Genomic DNA, 15,381 nt, shown 5'->3' on the forward strand with positions numbered 1-15,381 from the left:
CAGATGGCCGAGACCACCACACAGACCGCCCCGGACGGCTTCAATCCAGAGCAGAAGCGCTACCTCGAAGGCTTCGCTTCAGGCGTCGCCGCGGCCCGCCTGACCGGCGGCCTGGCGATCGGGCAGGGCCCGGCCGCGCCGGCCGAGCCGACCGGGCCGGACGCGATCCACATCAAGGCGCAGGACAAAACCGTCAAGGACGGTGGCAAGCTCTGCGAGCAGGAGAAGTGGAAGCGCGCCGAGAGCCCGTTCGATAGCCATAACCGGCTGATCGCGGAGGCCGCCGCCGGCAAGCAGCCCAAGCCCGAGGACAATTTCCGCTGGCGCTACCACGGCCTGTTCTGGGTCGCCCCGAACCAGGTGAGCTACATGGCCCGCCTGCGGATCCCCAACGGGATCCTGCACCATTGGCAGTTCGCCGGTGTGGCCGACCTCGCCGACCGGCACGGCGGCGGCTACGTTCACGTGACGACCCGCGCCAATCTCCAGGTGCGCGAGATCAGCCCCGAGCACGCCCAGCCGTTCCTCGACGGGCTCGTCGATATCGGCCTCACGGCGCGCGGCTCCGGGGCCGACAACATCCGCAACGTCACCGGCTCGTCCACCGCCGGCATCGACAGCCAGGAGTTGCTGGACACCCGCCCGCTGGCGAAATCCTGGAACAACTGGATCATCAACGACCGCTCGCTCTACGGCCTGCCGCGCAAGTTCAACGTCGCCTTCGACGGCGGCGGCGTGATGCCGACCCTGGAGGAGACCAACGATATCGGCTTCCAGGCGATCGAGGTGCTGGAGGGCGCCGCGGTGGCGCCGGGCGTGTGGATGCGCCTCGTGCTCGGCGGCATCTCCGGCCACCGGGACCTCGCCCGCGACACCGGCATCGTGCTCAAGCCCGAGGATTGCAACGCGGTGGCGGACGCGATCATCCGGGTGTTCATCGAGAACGGCGACCGGACCAACCGCAACAAGAGCCGGATGAAGTACGTCCTCGACGCCTGGGGCTTCGACAAGTACCTCGCCGCCGTCGAAGACAAGCTCGGCCGCAAGCTCGATCGGGTCGATCCGGCCCATGTGGCGCCGCGCCGGCCCACCGACCGGTTCGCCCATGTCGGTGTGCACGCCCAGAAGCAGCCCGGCCTCAACTGGATCGGTGTGGTCCTGCCGGTGGGCAAGATGACGAGCGATCAGGTCCGTGCCTTGGCCGAGATCGCCCGGGAGTGCGGCGACGGCCAGATCCGCCTCACCGTTTGGCAGAACTTCATCTTTTCGGGGATTCCCGATGCGCGGGTGGCCGAGGTGGAGAGCCGGGTCGAAGCGCTCGGGCTGACCATCAAGGCGGCCGGCATCCGCTCCGGCCTCGTGGCCTGCACCGGCGCCCGGGGCTGCAAGTTCGCCGCCTCCGACACGAAGGGCCATGCGCTGATCATCGCCGACCATGTCGAGCGCACCGTCACCGAGCTCGACGTCCCGGTGAACGTCCACCTCACCGGCTGCCACCATTCCTGCGCCCAGCACTACATCGGCGATATCGGGCTGATCGGCGCCAAGGTGGTCGTCTCCGAGGAGGGCGACACCGTCGAGGGTTACGACATCGTGGTCGGCGGCGGCTTCGCCGAGAACCCGAAGATCGGCACCGAGATCTGGAAGGCCGTGAAGGCCGAGGACGCGCCGTTCCGCGTCGAGGCGCTGCTGCGCACCTACCTGGCCCGCCGGGAAAGCCCGGACGAGAGCTTCCAGTCCTTCACCGCCCGCACCGGCGCCGAAGCCCTGCGGGACGCCGCCGAGGAACAGCCAGCCCTGAAGGCCGCAGCATGAGTGAGCACGTCGCGCCCCCCCTCGTCCTGATCCCCGAGACCGCCCCCTTCGACGCCGACCAGCGCTCGTGGCTTTCGGGCTACTTTGCCGCCCTACTCGGCCCCGCCGTTACCGGGGCGACCGCCCTTGCGCAGGGCGAGGCGCTCCCGGGCGGCCCCAAGCTCGCCGACAACGACGACGCGCCCTGGCACGACCCCTCGGTGTCGATCGTCGACCGGATGGCGATGGCCAAGGACCGCCCCGAGCCGCAGAAGCTGATGGCCGCCATGGCCCAGCAGGATTGCGGCCAGTGCGGCTACAATTGCGCCGATTACGCCAACGCGATCTTCCTGAAGAACGAGGAGCGCCTGAATCTTTGCCAGCCCGGCGGCAAGGAGACCCTGCGCATGCTCAAGAAGCTGGACGAGGAGTTCGGCGCCGCCGGCGGCGCGCCGGCTACCCCGAAGGCCGAGGAGGACGCCCCGAAGCCGGCGGCCGATCTCGGGCCGCTCGGCTTCTGCCGGGAGAACCCGGTCGAGGCCCTGTTCCTGTCCCGTCGCCGCCTCAACGATCCGGGCGGTGAGAAGGAGACCTGGCACATCGAGATCGGTCTCGACGGCACGCCGATCACCTATGAGGCCGGCGACTCGCTCGGCCTGTTCCCGGCCAACGCCCCGGCGCTGGTCGACGCCGTGATCGCCGAACTCGGCGCCCGGCCCGAGCGGATGATCGGGACCAAGACCCTGCGCGATCACCTCCTCAAAGACTATGCGCTGGGCGCCGCGCCGGACAACCTCTACCAGCTGCTGTCGCTGCTCACCTCGGGCGCGGCCCGCAAGAAAGCGCAGGCTCTGGCCTCCGGCGAGGATCCGGACGGCGACGCCGCCTATCTCGACGTGCTCGGCGCCCTGCACAAGTTCCCTGGTGCCCGGCCCGATGCCGAGGTCTTCCTGGAAGCCCTCGATGAGTTGCAGCCGCGGCTCTACTCGATCTCGTCATCGCCGAAAATGGATACCGGGATTGTGTCCCTGACCGTGGATGCAGTGCGCTACAATCACCGCTCGCGGCTGCGGTTGGGCGTCGCCTCCACGCATCTCGGCGAGCGCCTGCCCGAGCAGACCCACGTCAAGATCTACCTGCAGAAGGCCCACGGCTTCGCCCTCCCGGCGGACCTGTCCAAGGACGTGATCATGTGCGGCCCCGGCACCGGCATCGCGCCGTTCCGGTCGTTCCTGCGCGAGCGCGCCGCGACCCAAGCGCCCGGCCGCAACTGGTTGTTCTACGGCCACCAGCGCCAGGCGATGGACTTCTTCTACAAGGACGAGCTGAACAAGCTGAAGGACGACAAGATCCTGACCCGCCTGTCGCTTGCCTGGTCCCGGGACGGCAGCGAGAAGACTTACGTCCAGGACCGGATGCGCGAGAACGGCGCCGATCTGTGGAAGTGGCTCGAAGGCGGCGCGCATTTCTACGTCTGCGGTGACGCCAAGCGCATGGCCAAGGATGTGGAGCGGGCGATCATCGACGTGGCGGCGCAGTTCGGCGACAAGAGCCCCGAGGATGCGGTTGCCTATCTCGGCGCCCTCAAGAAGGCCGGCCGCTACCAGGCCGACGTGTACTGAGCGCAAAACCCTCCCCCCTCTGCGGGGGAAGGTGCCCCGCGTATGCGGGGCGGGAGAGGGGCAGCGCGACGGTTCAGGATCTGAAGCCCGTTGCGACTTGTCCGGATACGTCGCTCCCCTCTCCCGGCCCGCGCTGACGCGAGGGCCACCCTCCCCCGCAGAGGGGGGAGGGAATAGGCGGCCCGCCTCTTGCGGCGGATGTCGAACAAAAAACTTTCGAGGACCCAGCCATGACCCTGTCCGTGGCAGACCCGACGGTGCGGACGACCTGCCCCTATTGCGGGGTCGGGTGCGGCGTCCTCGCGACCCCGGACGGGAGCGGGGGCGCGGCCATCGCGGGCGACACCGAGCATCCCGCCAATTTCGGCCGGCTGTGCTCGAAGGGCTCGGCGCTGGCCGAGACTTTGTCGCTGGAGAACCGCCTGCTCCATCCGGAGGTTGATGGGGTCCAGGCCTCGTGGGACGCGGCGCTGTCGACCGTATCCGAAAAACTGCGCGCGGTGGCCGAGGCGCATGGGCCGGATTCGATCGCCTTCTACCTCTCGGGGCAGCTTCTCACCGAAGATTATTACGTCGCCAACAAGCTGGCGAAGGGCTTCATCGGCACCCCTCATGTCGACACCAACTCACGGCTGTGCATGTCGAGCGCAGTGGCGGCCCACCGCCGCGCCTTCGGCTCCGATACGGTCCCGGGCTGCTATGAGGATCTCGACGAGGCCGACCTGATCGTGATGGTCGGGTCCAACACCGCCTGGTGCCACCCGATCCTGTTCCGGCGCATGGCCGACGCCAAGGCCCGGCGGGGCACGAAGTTCGTGGTGATCGACCCGCGCCGGACCCAGACCGGCCAGGAGGCCGACCTGTTCCTCGGGATCAAACCCGGCAGCGACGTCGCTCTGTTCTCGGGCCTGCTCGTGCACCTTGCCGATAACGGCTTCCGCGACCGGGCCTTTGTGGACTCCCACACGGCCGGGCTCGATGCCGCCCTCGACCGCGCCCACAGCATTGCGCCGGATGTGGCCGCGGTCGCCGCCGCCACCGGTGTGCCGGCATCCGACATCGCCGCCTTCTACGACCTGTTCGCCGGCACCCGCCGCGTGGTCACCGCCTTCTCGCAGGGGGTGAACCAGTCGGCTCAAGGCACCGACAAGGGCAACAGCATCATCAACTGCCACCTTATCACCGGCCGCATCGGCGAGACCGGGATGGGGCCGTTCTCTCTCACCGGCCAGCCCAACGCCATGGGCGGGCGCGAGGTCGGGGGCTTGGCCAACATGCTGGCCGCACACATGCACTTCGCCCCCGAGGAGGTGGACCGGGTGCGCCGGTTCTGGGCCGCCCCCCGGATCGTCACCGGCGAGGGCATGAAGGCCGTAGCCTTGTTCGAGGCGGTCGCCCGCGGCAAGATCAAGGCCCTGTGGGTGATGGGCACCAACCCGCTGGTCTCGATGCCGCAGGCCGACAGGATCCGCGACGCCCTGAAGGGACTCGAACTCTATGTCGTCTCGGAGGTGATGGCCGATTCCGACACTGTGCTGGGCCTCGGCAAGACCACGGTGCTGCTGCCGGCCCTCGCCTGGGGCGAGAAGGACGGCACGGTCACCAATTCCGAGCGGCGAATCTCCCGGCAGCGCCGGTTCCTCACCGCTCCCGGCGAGGCGCGAGCCGATTGGGCGGTCCTGTCCGAGGTCGGCCGTCGGCTGGGCCACAACCGGGCCTTCGCGTTCTCCTCGGCTGCCGCGGTGTTCCGCGAGCATGCCGGCCTCTCGGCCTACGAGAACAACGGCACCCGCGACTTCGATCTCGGCGCGCTCACCGACATCAGCGACGCCGCCTACGACATCACCCTGCCGGTGCAATGGCCGATCCCGAAGCGCTCCGGGCCCCGAGGCGCGCCGCAGGGCAAGGCCCGGCTATTCGGCGACGGCCGGTTCTACACCTTCGACCGGCGCGCCCGCTTCGTAGCCGTGCAGCCGCCGGGCCTGGCGCAGGCGGTCTCGGAGGATTTTCCCTTCGTGCTCAACACCGGCCGGGTGCGCGACCACTGGCACACGATGACGCGGACAGGGAAGAGCCAGCGCCTCTCGGCCCACCGCGCCGTCCCGTTCGTCGAGGTGCATCCGAACGACGCGGCCAGACTCGGCCTGACCGAGGGCGGCATCGCGCGATTGCGCACCGAGCACGGCGCGGCCGAGCTCGAGGTGATGATCACCGACACCGTGGTGCCGGGCTGCCTGTTCATGCCGATGCACTGGGGCAGTGCCTACGCGTCGAAGGCGCGGGTCGGCGCCCTGGTGCGCGGCGTGCCGGATCCGGTCTCGGGCCAGCCTGAGCTGAAGGCGACCCCGGCCGCCCTTGAGCCCGTCGCCTACCGGGCCCGGGGTTTCCTGCTGTCGCGCCGGCAGGTGGCGTTGCCGGAGGGCTGGTGGTGGGCGCGGGCGTCGATCACCGGCGGCTGGGGCGTGCAATTCGCCACCGCGGCGAGTTCCAGCGCTGTGGCCTTGATGGTCCGGGGGTTCATCCAGAGCGAGGCGCTCGCCGGCTTCGAGCTCGCCGAATATGCCGACCACGCCCGCGACCGTTACCGCTGCGCCGTCTACGATGGCGCGCGGCTGGTCGCGTGCCTGGCCTACGCCCCCGCGGAGGCGCGCCCCGACTGGGAGGCGGCCAAGGCCTTGTTCGCCATCGAGGAGCCCGAGGCCGCCGAGCGCCGGGCGCTGCTCTCCGGCCGCGCCGCTACCGCCTCGGCGGGGCCGGTGGTCTGCGCCTGCCACGGCGTCGGCGCCGACGTGATCGCCGCCACGATCGGGGCCGGGGCCGGGTCGGTCGAGGCGGTGGGCGCTGCCTGCAAGGCCGGCACCAATTGCGGCTCCTGCATCCCGGAGATCCGGAAGATGCTGACGGCCGAGACTGCCCGCGCCGCATGATTCTTTGATATACGCCCGATCGAGAACAGATCGGCCCGTCCCACCACTCCCCTCATCAGGAGGCGCGGGCGCGAAGCGATCGCCTTGAAGGAGCCCTCCAGCGCTCGCGATGATCCCTGGAGCTCCCTTTGCGGCCGCGACGCGACACGCCGGATGAGGTTGTCTGGTGGGATGACCGGCACGATGTAGGCTCAGGACAGACCCGTGACCGATTCGCCCGTGCCCCTGCGCGCAGCCCGCGCCCCCCGCGAGACCCAATCCGCCGGCCTCGAGCCGCTGGCGGTGCTGCCGGTATTTGTGCCCCTGCGCGGCAAGCGTGTGGTGCTGGCGGGCTCCTCGGGCGGGGCGCCCTGGAAGGTGAAGCTCCTGGCCGCGGCCGGCGCTCATGTGGACGTCTACGCACCTGAACCCAGCGACGAGTTGCGCGCGGTGCCGGGCGAGATCGTTGACGGGCACGTCGACCTGCACGAGCGCGCCTGGACGCCGGACGACCTCTGGGGCGCGGCGTTCTGCATCGGCGCCATGGAAGACGAGACCGACTGCGTCGCCTTCGTGGCCGCCGCCCGGGGCGCCGGCGCCATTGTCAATGCGGTGGACCGGCCGCATCTCTGCGACGTGAAGTTCGGCGCCATCGTCAACCGCTCGCCGCTGGTGGTTGGCATCTCTACGGAGGGCGCCGCCCCGGTCTTCGGCCAGACCGTACGCGCCCGGATCGAGGCGATGCTGCCCCGCGGGTTCGCCCGCTGGGTCGGAGCCGCCCGCGATTGGCGGGACGGCGTCACCGCCCGGTTCCACGGGTTCAGTGAGCGGCGAAGCTTCTGGGAACGCTTCACCGACCGCGCCTTCGCGGAGCCTGACCGAGCGCCGACGCAGCAGGACCTGGCCGAGCTGCTCGGCGACACCGAGGCGGCGCCGAAGGGCGGCGCGGTGACCCTGGTCGGGGCGGGTCCGGGCGACGCGGAGCTGCTGACTCTCAAGGCCCTGCGGGCGCTGCGCAACGCCGACGTGATCCTGTACGACGATCTCGTCGCTCCCGAGATCCTGGACTATGCCCGCCGCGAGGCGCGGACCATGCTCGTTGGTAAGACCGGACATGGCCCGTCCTGCCGCCAGGATGACATCAACGCCCTGATGGTGCAGCTCGCCCGCACCGGCAAGCAGGTGGTGCGCCTGAAATCCGGCGACCCGCTGGTGTTCGGCCGGGCCGGCGAGGAGATCGACGCCTGCCGGGCCGCCGGCATCCCCGTAACCGTGGTGCCGGGGATCTCGGCCGCGCAGGGGGCGGCGGCGGCGCTGGGCCTGTCGCTGACCCACCGCGACGCCGCCCGCCGCCTGCAATTCGTCACCGGCCACGACCGCCGCGGCGCCCTGCCGGACGACCTCAACTGGGGGGCGCTCGCCGATCCGAGCGTGACCACGGTGGTCTACATGCCGAAGCGCACGTTGCGGGCGCTGCTCGCCCGGGCGGTGGAGGAGGGGCTGGCGCCCTCGACGCCGGCTTTGCTGGTCTTCAACGTCAGCCGCCCGAACCAAGCCTCACTGCGCGGCACCGCCGCCGACCTCGCCGACCGAGTCGAGGCAGCCGGATTCGACGGGCCGGCGCTGCTGATGGTGGGCGAGGCGTTCTCGGAAATGCGGGCCGCGGTACCGGCTGAGGCCGCGCCGACGCGGGTGGCGATCTGAGGGCTGTTTCGATCTCGCGCTCTCCCCTGCCTCAAGCGTGATCTGGATCTGGTCGATGATTCCAGTCCGTCATCGCGAGCGGAGCGAAGCAATGATGGGACAAGCCGCGACGATCTGCGCCAGCGCCCGCGCCTGGGAAACCGCCAAGCCAGCGCCAGAAAAGGGCTGCGGGGGCGAAAGACGCCCGCGGGAATTGGGAGGCGCTCCATGACAACCCGTTCTTGGCTCGGTGTCGCGGCCATGCTCGTCGCGGCTGGGCCGGCCCTTGCGGCCGATCACGACGCGCCCGGGATGGTGGTGAAGCCCGACGGGGCGTCGGTGGTCTACGGACCGGGGCCGGCGAACCTGCCGAAGGGCACGCAGATCAGCCAGGTCGCCGGCGATCCGGCCAAGCCCGGCCCGTTCGTGCTGCGGCTGAAGTTCCCGGCCAACACGGTGATCGCGCCGCATACGCATTCGAAGGCGGAGACGCTGACGATCCTGTCGGGCTCGATCTACCACGAGCACGGGGAGACGCTCGACAAGTCCAAGGGCGCGGCGCTGAAGGCCGGAGGCTTCGTCTTCCTGCCGGAGGACATGCCCCATTCCCTCTGGACCACCGATGAGCCTGTCGAGTTGCAGGTCAACGGCTCCGGCCCGTTCGGGCTGAACTACATCAACCCCGCCGACGACCCCAGCCGGCAGACGGGTGGGAAGGGCTAGAACAAGCGGACGCTCAGGTCTCACCCGCCACGAACGCCCGCATCAGGCAGTTGGCGATCGCCATCGGCGGCGGGGCCTGGATGCCTTCGGGATGGGTGCCGGCCAGCATGGCGGCGACGGCCGCGCGGTCGAACCAGCGGGCGTCCTCCAGCTCGGTCGGATCGGTCACGATGGCGCCGTCGAGGGCCTCGGCGGCGCAGCCCAGCATCAGGGAGGACGGGAACGGCCAGGGCTGCGAGGTCCGATAGGTGACGGCGCCGACCCGGATCCGGGTCTCCTCGAAAACCTCGCGGCGCACCGCGTCCTCGATGGTCTCGCCAGGCTCAAGGAAGCCGGCGAGGCACGAGTACATGTGCGGGCGGAAATGCGGCCCCCGGCCGAGCAGGCAGGTCTCGCCCCGGCGCACCAGCATGATCACCACCGGGTCGACCCGGGGGAAATGATGCGCATTGCAGGCCGGACATTCCCGCCGGAAGCCACCGGCCTTCGCCGCGGTGGCGGTTCCGCAATTGGCGCAGAAGCCGTGGCGGGCATGCCAGTCGAGCATGGATTTGGCCACGGCGAGCAGGCCCAGCTCCTCGGCCTCCACGGCGGACTCGGTGGCGATGCTGCGCAGATCGAGGGTGCGGATCTCGCCCGCGGCGAAGCCCTCTGCGGCCTCGGCCGGCGCCGAGGCGGCGAAGACCGGTTCTCCGTCCCGATGGCCGAGGAAGATCCGCGTCCCCAGCAACTCGGGCGCATCCGCGGTGGTGATCAGCGCGGTCGCCCCCCGCAGCACGATCCCGTCGCCGCAGATCAGGACGAGGCGCGCATCCGGCGCATCGAAGGCCGGCACCGCCTCCTCCGGCTGCTCGGCCGAGTGCCGGTCGAGGCGGTTGCGGACGAAGCCGAGCGTGTCGCGGGGATCGGTCATGGAAGGGTCAGGCCGCGGAGAACAGGGCGCCGGCGCGCTCGATCAGCTGGGCGCGGGCATGGAACGGGTAGGGCTTTCGCGTCTCGAAGCCCCAGACCGGCCCAGGCCAGGCCGGGTCGGAGCGGAAGCGGCCGACCACGTGGACATGGAGCTGCGCCACCACGTTGCCGAGCGCCCCGACATTGACCTTGTCGGGCTTCGACAGCGCCTGCATCACCCCGGTGGCGATGCGAATTTCCCGCCAGAGATCCGCGGCATCAGCCTCGGACAGATCGGTAATCTCCGAGACATCGGGCCGGCGCGGCACCAGGATCAGCCAGGGGAACCGGGCATCATCCATCAGCAGTACGCGGCACAGGGCGAGGTCGCCCACCTCGACGGTGTCGGCGGTGAGGCGCGGATCGAGGGCGAAGGCAGACTCGGTCATGGGAAAACGATGTAGCGCAGCTTACGCCGCGGCGCGCCTCTCGGATGCGCGGATCGGTGACGCGACATCAACCTGGGGCCCGCCGGTCAGAATGACGGCACGGCCCCTTGTCGGCCCACCGCGATCGTACCGACCGAGAGGGCGCCGTCCGGTCCAGACTGGGTGAACAAGGTGACGGCCGCGCCGGGCTCGAGCAGGGCCTTCTCGCCCGGTGCGATCGCAGTAATCGGAGTCCCAGGCGGCACCGTGAAGCTCGCTTGACCGCCGCCATAGCCCAAAGTCAGCTGAAGTGGGCGGCCGCGCTTCAGATCGGCGACCCAGCCCGCCGTGAAGGTTGCGCCCGGATCGGTATCCCAGGGCTGGGTCCCCGCTTCGAAGCCACGTTCCGAAGGCGAGTACAGCGTTACGGCCTTGGCCCGCAGGGGCTCGGCCCCAGGCCCGGCCAGTACGCTGACGTAGCTCTCGGGTTTGATGTTGCGTAGGGCCGCCTCGGTCACCGCGAAGACGCGGGTGCGCGGGTTCATCCGCAGGGTGAGGCTGCTTCCGCCAGGTCGGCGGATCTGGAGGCGGTCGGCCTCGGCCCATTCCACCGTGCCGCGGAACCGGGCGGTGGTGGGTTGCGCCTGTACGGCGGCCGCGGCAGCGACCATCAATAGGGAGGCGAGAAGGAGTCGGGTCACGGCTGTCGTCACGGGGATCCTGATCCGGCTGCGGTGGCCGAACGCCAGGGGCGCACGGCGGTTCCAGATCTGATCAATGTGCGAGCAGAACCGGCATGTCGGCATGGGCCAGCACATGGCTGGTGACACCGCCGAAAATCATCTGGCGCAGGCGGCTCTGGGTGTAGGCGCCCTTGATCAGGAGATCGCAGCCAAACGCCTTGGCTTCCGCCAAGAAGGTCTCGCCCGGCGCGCGGCGGCCGGCCGGGAGGGCCCGGTGCGAGGCTGCCACACCCTCACACGCAAGGGCCTGCGCGAGGTCCTGCGCACTCGGCCCCGGGACCATCCCGCCCTCGACACTGAGAACCAGCACCCGCTCGGCTCGGCGCAGGAACGGCATGGCGAAAGCCACCGCGCGAGCGGTCTCGGTGGAGCCGTTCCAGGCGATCAGAATGGCGTCGCCCAACGTCGTGGGGGCGACCGGAGGGGCCAGCAAGATCGGGCGGCCGCCCTCGAACAGGGCGGTCTCGAAGGTGGTCATGCGCGGGGCGTTGTCAGTGGTCCCGGGGCGGCCGACGACGGTGGCCGAGAACAGCCGGGCATATTGGCCGAGGAACGCGTCGCCAGTGGGCACGTCCTGCCGCCAGCGATAGCGCGGTCCGGCATCGGCCACCTTCTCGGGAATGCAGAGCCCGTCGCGGGCGTGCCGCGGAATGCCGGCGGCGTCCATGAAAGCGACGAAGCGGCCACCCGCCTCCTCGGCCTCGGCCCGATCGGCCTCCTCGTCGCGCAGCCAGGTCATGCCGCCGACCATGTCGACCGGAACGTACTCGGCGAGCGCCGGTCGCAGGGACACGCCCTCGATCAGGCTCCCGAAGCGCGACGCCGCGAGCCGGGTCGTCTCGAACACGGAGGTCAGGCCGTCATGCATCGCGACGGGAACGAGCAAGGTCTTCATCGCAGCATCCTCCTCCACCGCGTGAGGCTAATCCGCCCGGTGCCCGGGGGGAACCGGGACTGAGGCGGCGCGCACACGGTTTTGCGCTTCGCCGCGATCGAGACGCGCCCGCAGCGACCGGGTCAGGGGCCCCTCGACGTAGCGATGGACCAGCAGACCCGCCACGACGCTGAGGGCGAGCATCGCGACGAGGCTGCCCCAGGGATGCAGGGCCGGGGCTAGGCCGACCCTAAGCAACGCCTCGCGCCCGAGACGCAGAGCGAAGGGATGAACAAGGTAGAGGGCGTAGGAAGCGTCCCCGAGACGCACCAGCCCGCGCATCAGCACCGGCAGCGCCGCGACCTGAGCTGCCGACCGCTTCGGCCCGAGCGCGGCGGCCACCAGCAGACAAGCCGGCAGGCCGACAAGCAGCGGGCGCAGGACGCCGTCGGCGGCCCCGTCGCCGACGAGCAGGCGGGCGGCCAGGCTCAGCCCGAGGCATCCCAAGATCGCCAATCCGAGGCGCAGCGCACGTTTCGGCGCGAAGCCTTCGCGGTGGGCCAGGGCGAGCCCGGCGCCGAGCAAGAATTCCAGCACGATCGGACTCGCCCAGAACCGGACCGGCACCGGCAGTCTGGGCACCAGAACGCCTACGGCGACCAGCGCCACCAGGGCCAGGGCGAGCCAGGCCACGGCACCGCGCCGGCCGAAGCCGAGGCCGAGGGCGAACAACGCGTAGAAGAACGCCTCGTAATTGAGGGTCCAGCCGAGTCCGTAGAGGGGCTGGACGATGCCGTCCGGCCTGGCCGCCGGCCAGAACAGGAACCCGGCCAGGATCGTGCCGGGCACCCGCACCAGGGTCGCCGCATCCCCGAGGAGGTCGGGGCATGCCAGGGCGAGCGCCAGATAAAGCAGGCTCACCAGCCAGTAGAGCGGCACCACCCGGGCGACCCGGTGGGCCAGGAAACGGACCCGCCCGCCGGGCGCTCCGAAGAGTCTTCCGCTCGCATGCACGATGACGAGGCCCGAGATCACGAAGAACAAGTCGACCCCGCCCCACCACGGCAGAAGCGTACCGGGATCGAGGGCCGGCCCCGCGCCACGTGCGGCCATCAGCTCGGCCTCGTGCCGCGCGTGGTGCCAGACCACCATCAGGGCAGCGACCGCGCGCAGGATCTGAACTTCGATCAGGATCACGGAGCCGATTGCACCAGTAGAGTCTCCTTAATCCCCGGCCCTAAGCAAAAAACGGCAGGAACCATAGGCCGATAGCCCCGTTGTCGAACCAATTCGCGAACGTGTCGCCGCACGGTTTCGGCTGCGAGATCTTGGTCCTCGGATGAGGTCCAGGCTTCCGCCCCTGGCCCAGTGTGCCGGTTCGCGTCTCCACTCGAACTCGAGGTTCCCATGCTGAAGAACTACGCTGCTGCGTCCGCGCTCGTCCTGGCCTTGTCGACCCCGGCCTTCGCGCAGGGTGCCAACGATTTCCGTCTGCAGTCGATGCAGGCGAACGCCTTCGAGATCCAGTCCTCGCAGATCGCGCTGTCGAAGTCGCGCAATCCGAAGATCCGGTCCTACGCCCAAGAGGCGATCCGTGACCACCGCGCTGCCAACGTTGCCCTGGCCGGCGGCGAGAACAATTACATGGCGGCGCGCGACGAAGGCCTCGGCGGCCTCGTGACCGCCCCGCTTGCAGTGGCGGGCGGCGCTGTCGGTGCCGGCGTCGGCGCGGCGACTGGCGTGGTCGGCGGCACCCTGGCGGGCGGTCCTGTCGGCGGTCTCCAGGGCGCCGGTACCGGTGCAGCCAACGGTGCGCAGGCAGGCAGCCGCCTCGGCCGCGGCGATGCCATGGCGACCGGCGCGTCCACGGTTGTCCCGCCAAGCCCCGAGCAGCAGGCGATGCTCGCCGAGCTGTCGTCCACCCCGGCCGGCCCGCGTTTTGACCGTCTCTATGCGAACCAGCAGATCCAGGCGCATCAGATGACGATCGCCATGACCCAGGCCTATGCCCAGGGTGGCCCGAGCCCGGCCCTGCGCAACTACGCCCAGCAGGCACTCCCGACCCTGCAGATGCATTACGACAACGCCCAGCGTCTGCCGGGCGCCATGTAATTTGTTGGATCGCCCGGCCTCGGCCGGGCGGCACAGCGCGAGGCGGTGGGCGCAGGCCCGCCGCCTTTTTTGTCTGATCCCGAAGACGTTGATGAGTGCGTCGACGGGCCTCGAAAGGGCTCTCCAGGGATCGCCAAGATAACGGGAGCGTTCTTCGAGGCCGAGCGATCTACGATCGCCCAGCCCCACAGGAAGAGCAGGAGGCCTGGGGATCCCGCGCGCGGCTACGCCGCCCGACGGAGCCTTTACCGGTCAAACCGTCCTATGGGCCGGGCCCTTCCAAATCGCGATCGGGCCCGGCGCCTTGCCGTGACGCAGTTCTTCAATCGCAAGCGACTGCGGTTGGCAGAACCTTCCGGCCGGCTTGGTCCACCGCCGGATGGAAGTCCCCGGTCTCGGAATCACGCACCAGCAGCACACCGTTGGCCACGCCGAAATGCGCGCCGTGGATGTTGAGCCGCCCCCCCTCGACCCGCTCCTTGATGAACGGGAAGCTCAAGAGGTTTTCCATGCTCTGGCTGACCATGGCGTGCTCCATCCGGGTCAGGTAGTCCGGTGCGCTCGAATCGCCTGCCTTCGCCTCGGCAGGCGCCACGAGCGAGACCCACTTGCCGATGAAGTTGCTGCTCGAGAGCGGCGCAGCCTTGTTGGCGAAGGCCTTGATGCCGCCGCAGGTGGCGTGGCCGAGCACGACGATGTGCTTCACCTCCAGAGCCTGGACCGCGAACTCGATGGCCGCCGAGGTGCCGTGATAGGCGCCGTCCGGCTCGTAGGTCGGCACGATGTTGGCTACGTTGCGGATCACGAACAGCTCGCCGGGGCCGGCGTCGAAGATAGCCTCGGGAGCCACGCGACTGTCGCAGCAGCTGATCACCAGGATCTGGGGCTCCTGGCTCTGGGCGAGCTGCGCGAAGCGTCGGCGCTCGGTCGGGAACCGGTCGGCCAGGAACGCGCGGTAGCCCTCGGTCAGGAATTCAGGGAACATGCAATCTCCATCGGGTTCGATGATCTCGCACATGCGAGATCGGGATCACTGATCGTGCCAAGTCAGAACGCGCGGCCGGGTCGGAATAGTCCCTGCGGCAAGATCGATCGCGAGATCGGCAAGACCCGCCGGCTCGACGCGCTCACTGCTGCCCCGCAACGCGGCGAGCGGCCACCAGCGGGTCCCGATCACCGGGTTGTCCTCGGTCTCGGCGAGACGGCTGGTATCGACCCGGTCGTCGGGCAGGCGGACCAGGAAGTAGCGCTCGCGGGCGTCCCGTGACTGGCGGAAGAGGTGAAACGGGCCGTCGCAAGCCGCGACCTGCGGGCCGATCGCGACATCGTCGCGGCCGATCTCCTCGCCCAGTTCCCGCCGACAGGCGGTGACGTGGTCCTCACCCGGTTCCAGCCCGCCCCCCGGCATGAACCAGAACTGCAGCGGCTCGCCGTCCGGCCCCTTCGCATGGACCGACGCGTAGGCGATCAGCAGGATCCGATCCTGCGGATCGAGAACGATCGCCCGGGCGACATGGCGGATCGGGAGGGGATGCGGGGCGCTCATGGGACTGAGCTAGAGCGCAACGGTCCGAACGCACACCGGTCGTCGGCGTGATCCAGCAG

Annotated in this window: 13 protein-coding genes; 6 read left to right on the plus strand and 7 right to left on the minus strand. The window is 69.8% G+C overall.

Features of this window, described 5'->3' with window-relative positions:
* Positions 1–3: 3 nt before the first annotated feature.
* From MKK65_RS13035 to MKK65_RS13055, 5 genes are all read left to right on the plus strand, one after another.
* Positions 4–1,815 (plus strand): NirA family protein, encoded by a 1,812-nt coding sequence (locus tag MKK65_RS13035; RefSeq protein ID WP_243958110.1) that lies wholly within the window; start codon positions 4–6, stop codon positions 1,813–1,815.
* Positions 1,812–3,416, plus strand: a complete 1,605-nt coding sequence (locus MKK65_RS13040; RefSeq protein WP_243958112.1) for a sulfite reductase subunit alpha — start codon at positions 1,812–1,814, stop codon at positions 3,414–3,416. Before MKK65_RS13035 ends, MKK65_RS13040 begins: the two co-directional genes overlap by 4 nt.
* A 230-nt stretch (positions 3,417–3,646) precedes the next feature.
* The gene (locus MKK65_RS13045) at positions 3,647–6,343 is read left to right on the plus strand and encodes a nitrate reductase (protein WP_243958114.1); all 2,697 of its coding nucleotides are present in this window, start codon (positions 3,647–3,649) and stop codon (positions 6,341–6,343) included.
* Between the two features lie 204 nt (positions 6,344–6,547).
* On the plus strand, positions 6,548–8,026 hold the full coding sequence (cysG, locus tag MKK65_RS13050) for a siroheme synthase CysG (RefSeq protein WP_409565427.1): 1,479 nt from the start codon (positions 6,548–6,550) through the stop codon (positions 8,024–8,026).
* Between the two features lie 207 nt (positions 8,027–8,233).
* A complete protein-coding gene (locus tag MKK65_RS13055; RefSeq protein WP_243958116.1) occupies positions 8,234–8,728 on the plus strand; it encodes a cupin domain-containing protein in 495 nt (164 codons plus the stop codon).
* A gap of 13 nt (positions 8,729–8,741) precedes the next feature.
* Here MKK65_RS13055 and nudC read toward each other — a convergent pair whose 3' ends face one another.
* The 5 genes from nudC to MKK65_RS13080 form a co-directional block, all read right to left on the minus strand.
* Complete coding sequence (nudC, locus tag MKK65_RS13060; protein ID WP_243958118.1) at positions 8,742–9,641, minus strand: NAD(+) diphosphatase; 900 nt, start codon at positions 9,639–9,641, stop codon at positions 8,742–8,744.
* A gap of 7 nt (positions 9,642–9,648) precedes the next feature.
* Complete coding sequence (locus MKK65_RS13065; RefSeq protein ID WP_243958120.1) at positions 9,649–10,068, minus strand: HIT domain-containing protein; 420 nt, start codon at positions 10,066–10,068, stop codon at positions 9,649–9,651.
* Positions 10,069–10,154: 86 nt separating this feature from the next.
* A complete protein-coding gene (locus MKK65_RS13070) occupies positions 10,155–10,748 on the minus strand; it encodes a hypothetical protein (RefSeq protein ID WP_243958121.1) in 594 nt (197 codons plus the stop codon).
* 73 nt (positions 10,749–10,821) lie between these two features.
* Positions 10,822–11,685, minus strand: coding sequence for a universal stress protein (locus MKK65_RS13075; RefSeq protein ID WP_058191346.1), 864 nt, complete (start codon positions 11,683–11,685; stop codon positions 10,822–10,824).
* 27 nt (positions 11,686–11,712) lie between these two features.
* Positions 11,713–12,861 carry an acyltransferase family protein gene (locus tag MKK65_RS13080; protein ID WP_243958122.1) on the minus strand — a complete coding sequence of 383 codons (1,149 nt, stop codon included), beginning with the start codon at positions 12,859–12,861 and terminating at the stop codon, positions 11,713–11,715.
* Between the two features lie 210 nt (positions 12,862–13,071).
* On the opposite strand from MKK65_RS13080, the gene MKK65_RS13085 reads away from it, so the two are divergent.
* Positions 13,072–13,776: a DUF4142 domain-containing protein gene (locus tag MKK65_RS13085; RefSeq protein WP_243958123.1), complete on the plus strand. Its 705-nt coding sequence runs from the start codon at positions 13,072–13,074 to the stop codon at positions 13,774–13,776.
* 322 nt (positions 13,777–14,098) lie between these two features.
* Here the strand turns inward: MKK65_RS13085 and MKK65_RS13090 are convergent, their stop codons facing one another.
* The gene (locus MKK65_RS13090; protein ID WP_058191447.1) at positions 14,099–14,761 is read right to left on the minus strand and encodes a carbonic anhydrase; all 663 of its coding nucleotides are present in this window, start codon (positions 14,759–14,761) and stop codon (positions 14,099–14,101) included.
* A 45-nt stretch (positions 14,762–14,806) separates the two neighbouring features.
* Entirely contained in the window at positions 14,807–15,322 is a 516-nt protein-coding gene (locus MKK65_RS13095; protein WP_243958124.1) for an NUDIX hydrolase, read from the minus strand.
* Positions 15,323–15,381 lie beyond the last annotated feature (59 nt).

It is taken from the genome of Methylobacterium sp. J-001, assembly GCF_022829565.1.
Classification (GTDB): Bacteria; Pseudomonadota; Alphaproteobacteria; order Rhizobiales; family Beijerinckiaceae; genus Methylobacterium.

Coding starts and splice junctions, on each gene's coding strand:
- MKK65_RS13035 (WP_243958110.1), top strand. CDS start 4: ATGGCCGAGACCACCACACAGACCGCCCCGGACGGCTTCAATCCAGAG.
- MKK65_RS13040 (WP_243958112.1), top strand. CDS start 1,812: ATGAGTGAGCACGTCGCGCCCCCCCTCGTCCTGATCCCCGAGACCGCC.
- MKK65_RS13045 (WP_243958114.1), top strand. CDS start 3,647: ATGACCCTGTCCGTGGCAGACCCGACGGTGCGGACGACCTGCCCCTAT.
- MKK65_RS13055 (WP_243958116.1), top strand. CDS start 8,234: ATGACAACCCGTTCTTGGCTCGGTGTCGCGGCCATGCTCGTCGCGGCT.
- nudC (WP_243958118.1), bottom strand. CDS start 9,641: ATGACCGATCCCCGCGACACGCTCGGCTTCGTCCGCAACCGCCTCGAC.
- MKK65_RS13065 (WP_243958120.1), bottom strand. CDS start 10,068: ATGACCGAGTCTGCCTTCGCCCTCGATCCGCGCCTCACCGCCGACACC.
- MKK65_RS13075 (WP_058191346.1), bottom strand. CDS start 11,685: ATGAAGACCTTGCTCGTTCCCGTCGCGATGCATGACGGCCTGACCTCC.
- MKK65_RS13085 (WP_243958123.1), top strand. CDS start 13,072: ATGCTGAAGAACTACGCTGCTGCGTCCGCGCTCGTCCTGGCCTTGTCG.
- MKK65_RS13090 (WP_058191447.1), bottom strand. CDS start 14,761: ATGTTCCCTGAATTCCTGACCGAGGGCTACCGCGCGTTCCTGGCCGAC.
- MKK65_RS13095 (WP_243958124.1), bottom strand. CDS start 15,322: ATGAGCGCCCCGCATCCCCTCCCGATCCGCCATGTCGCCCGGGCGATC.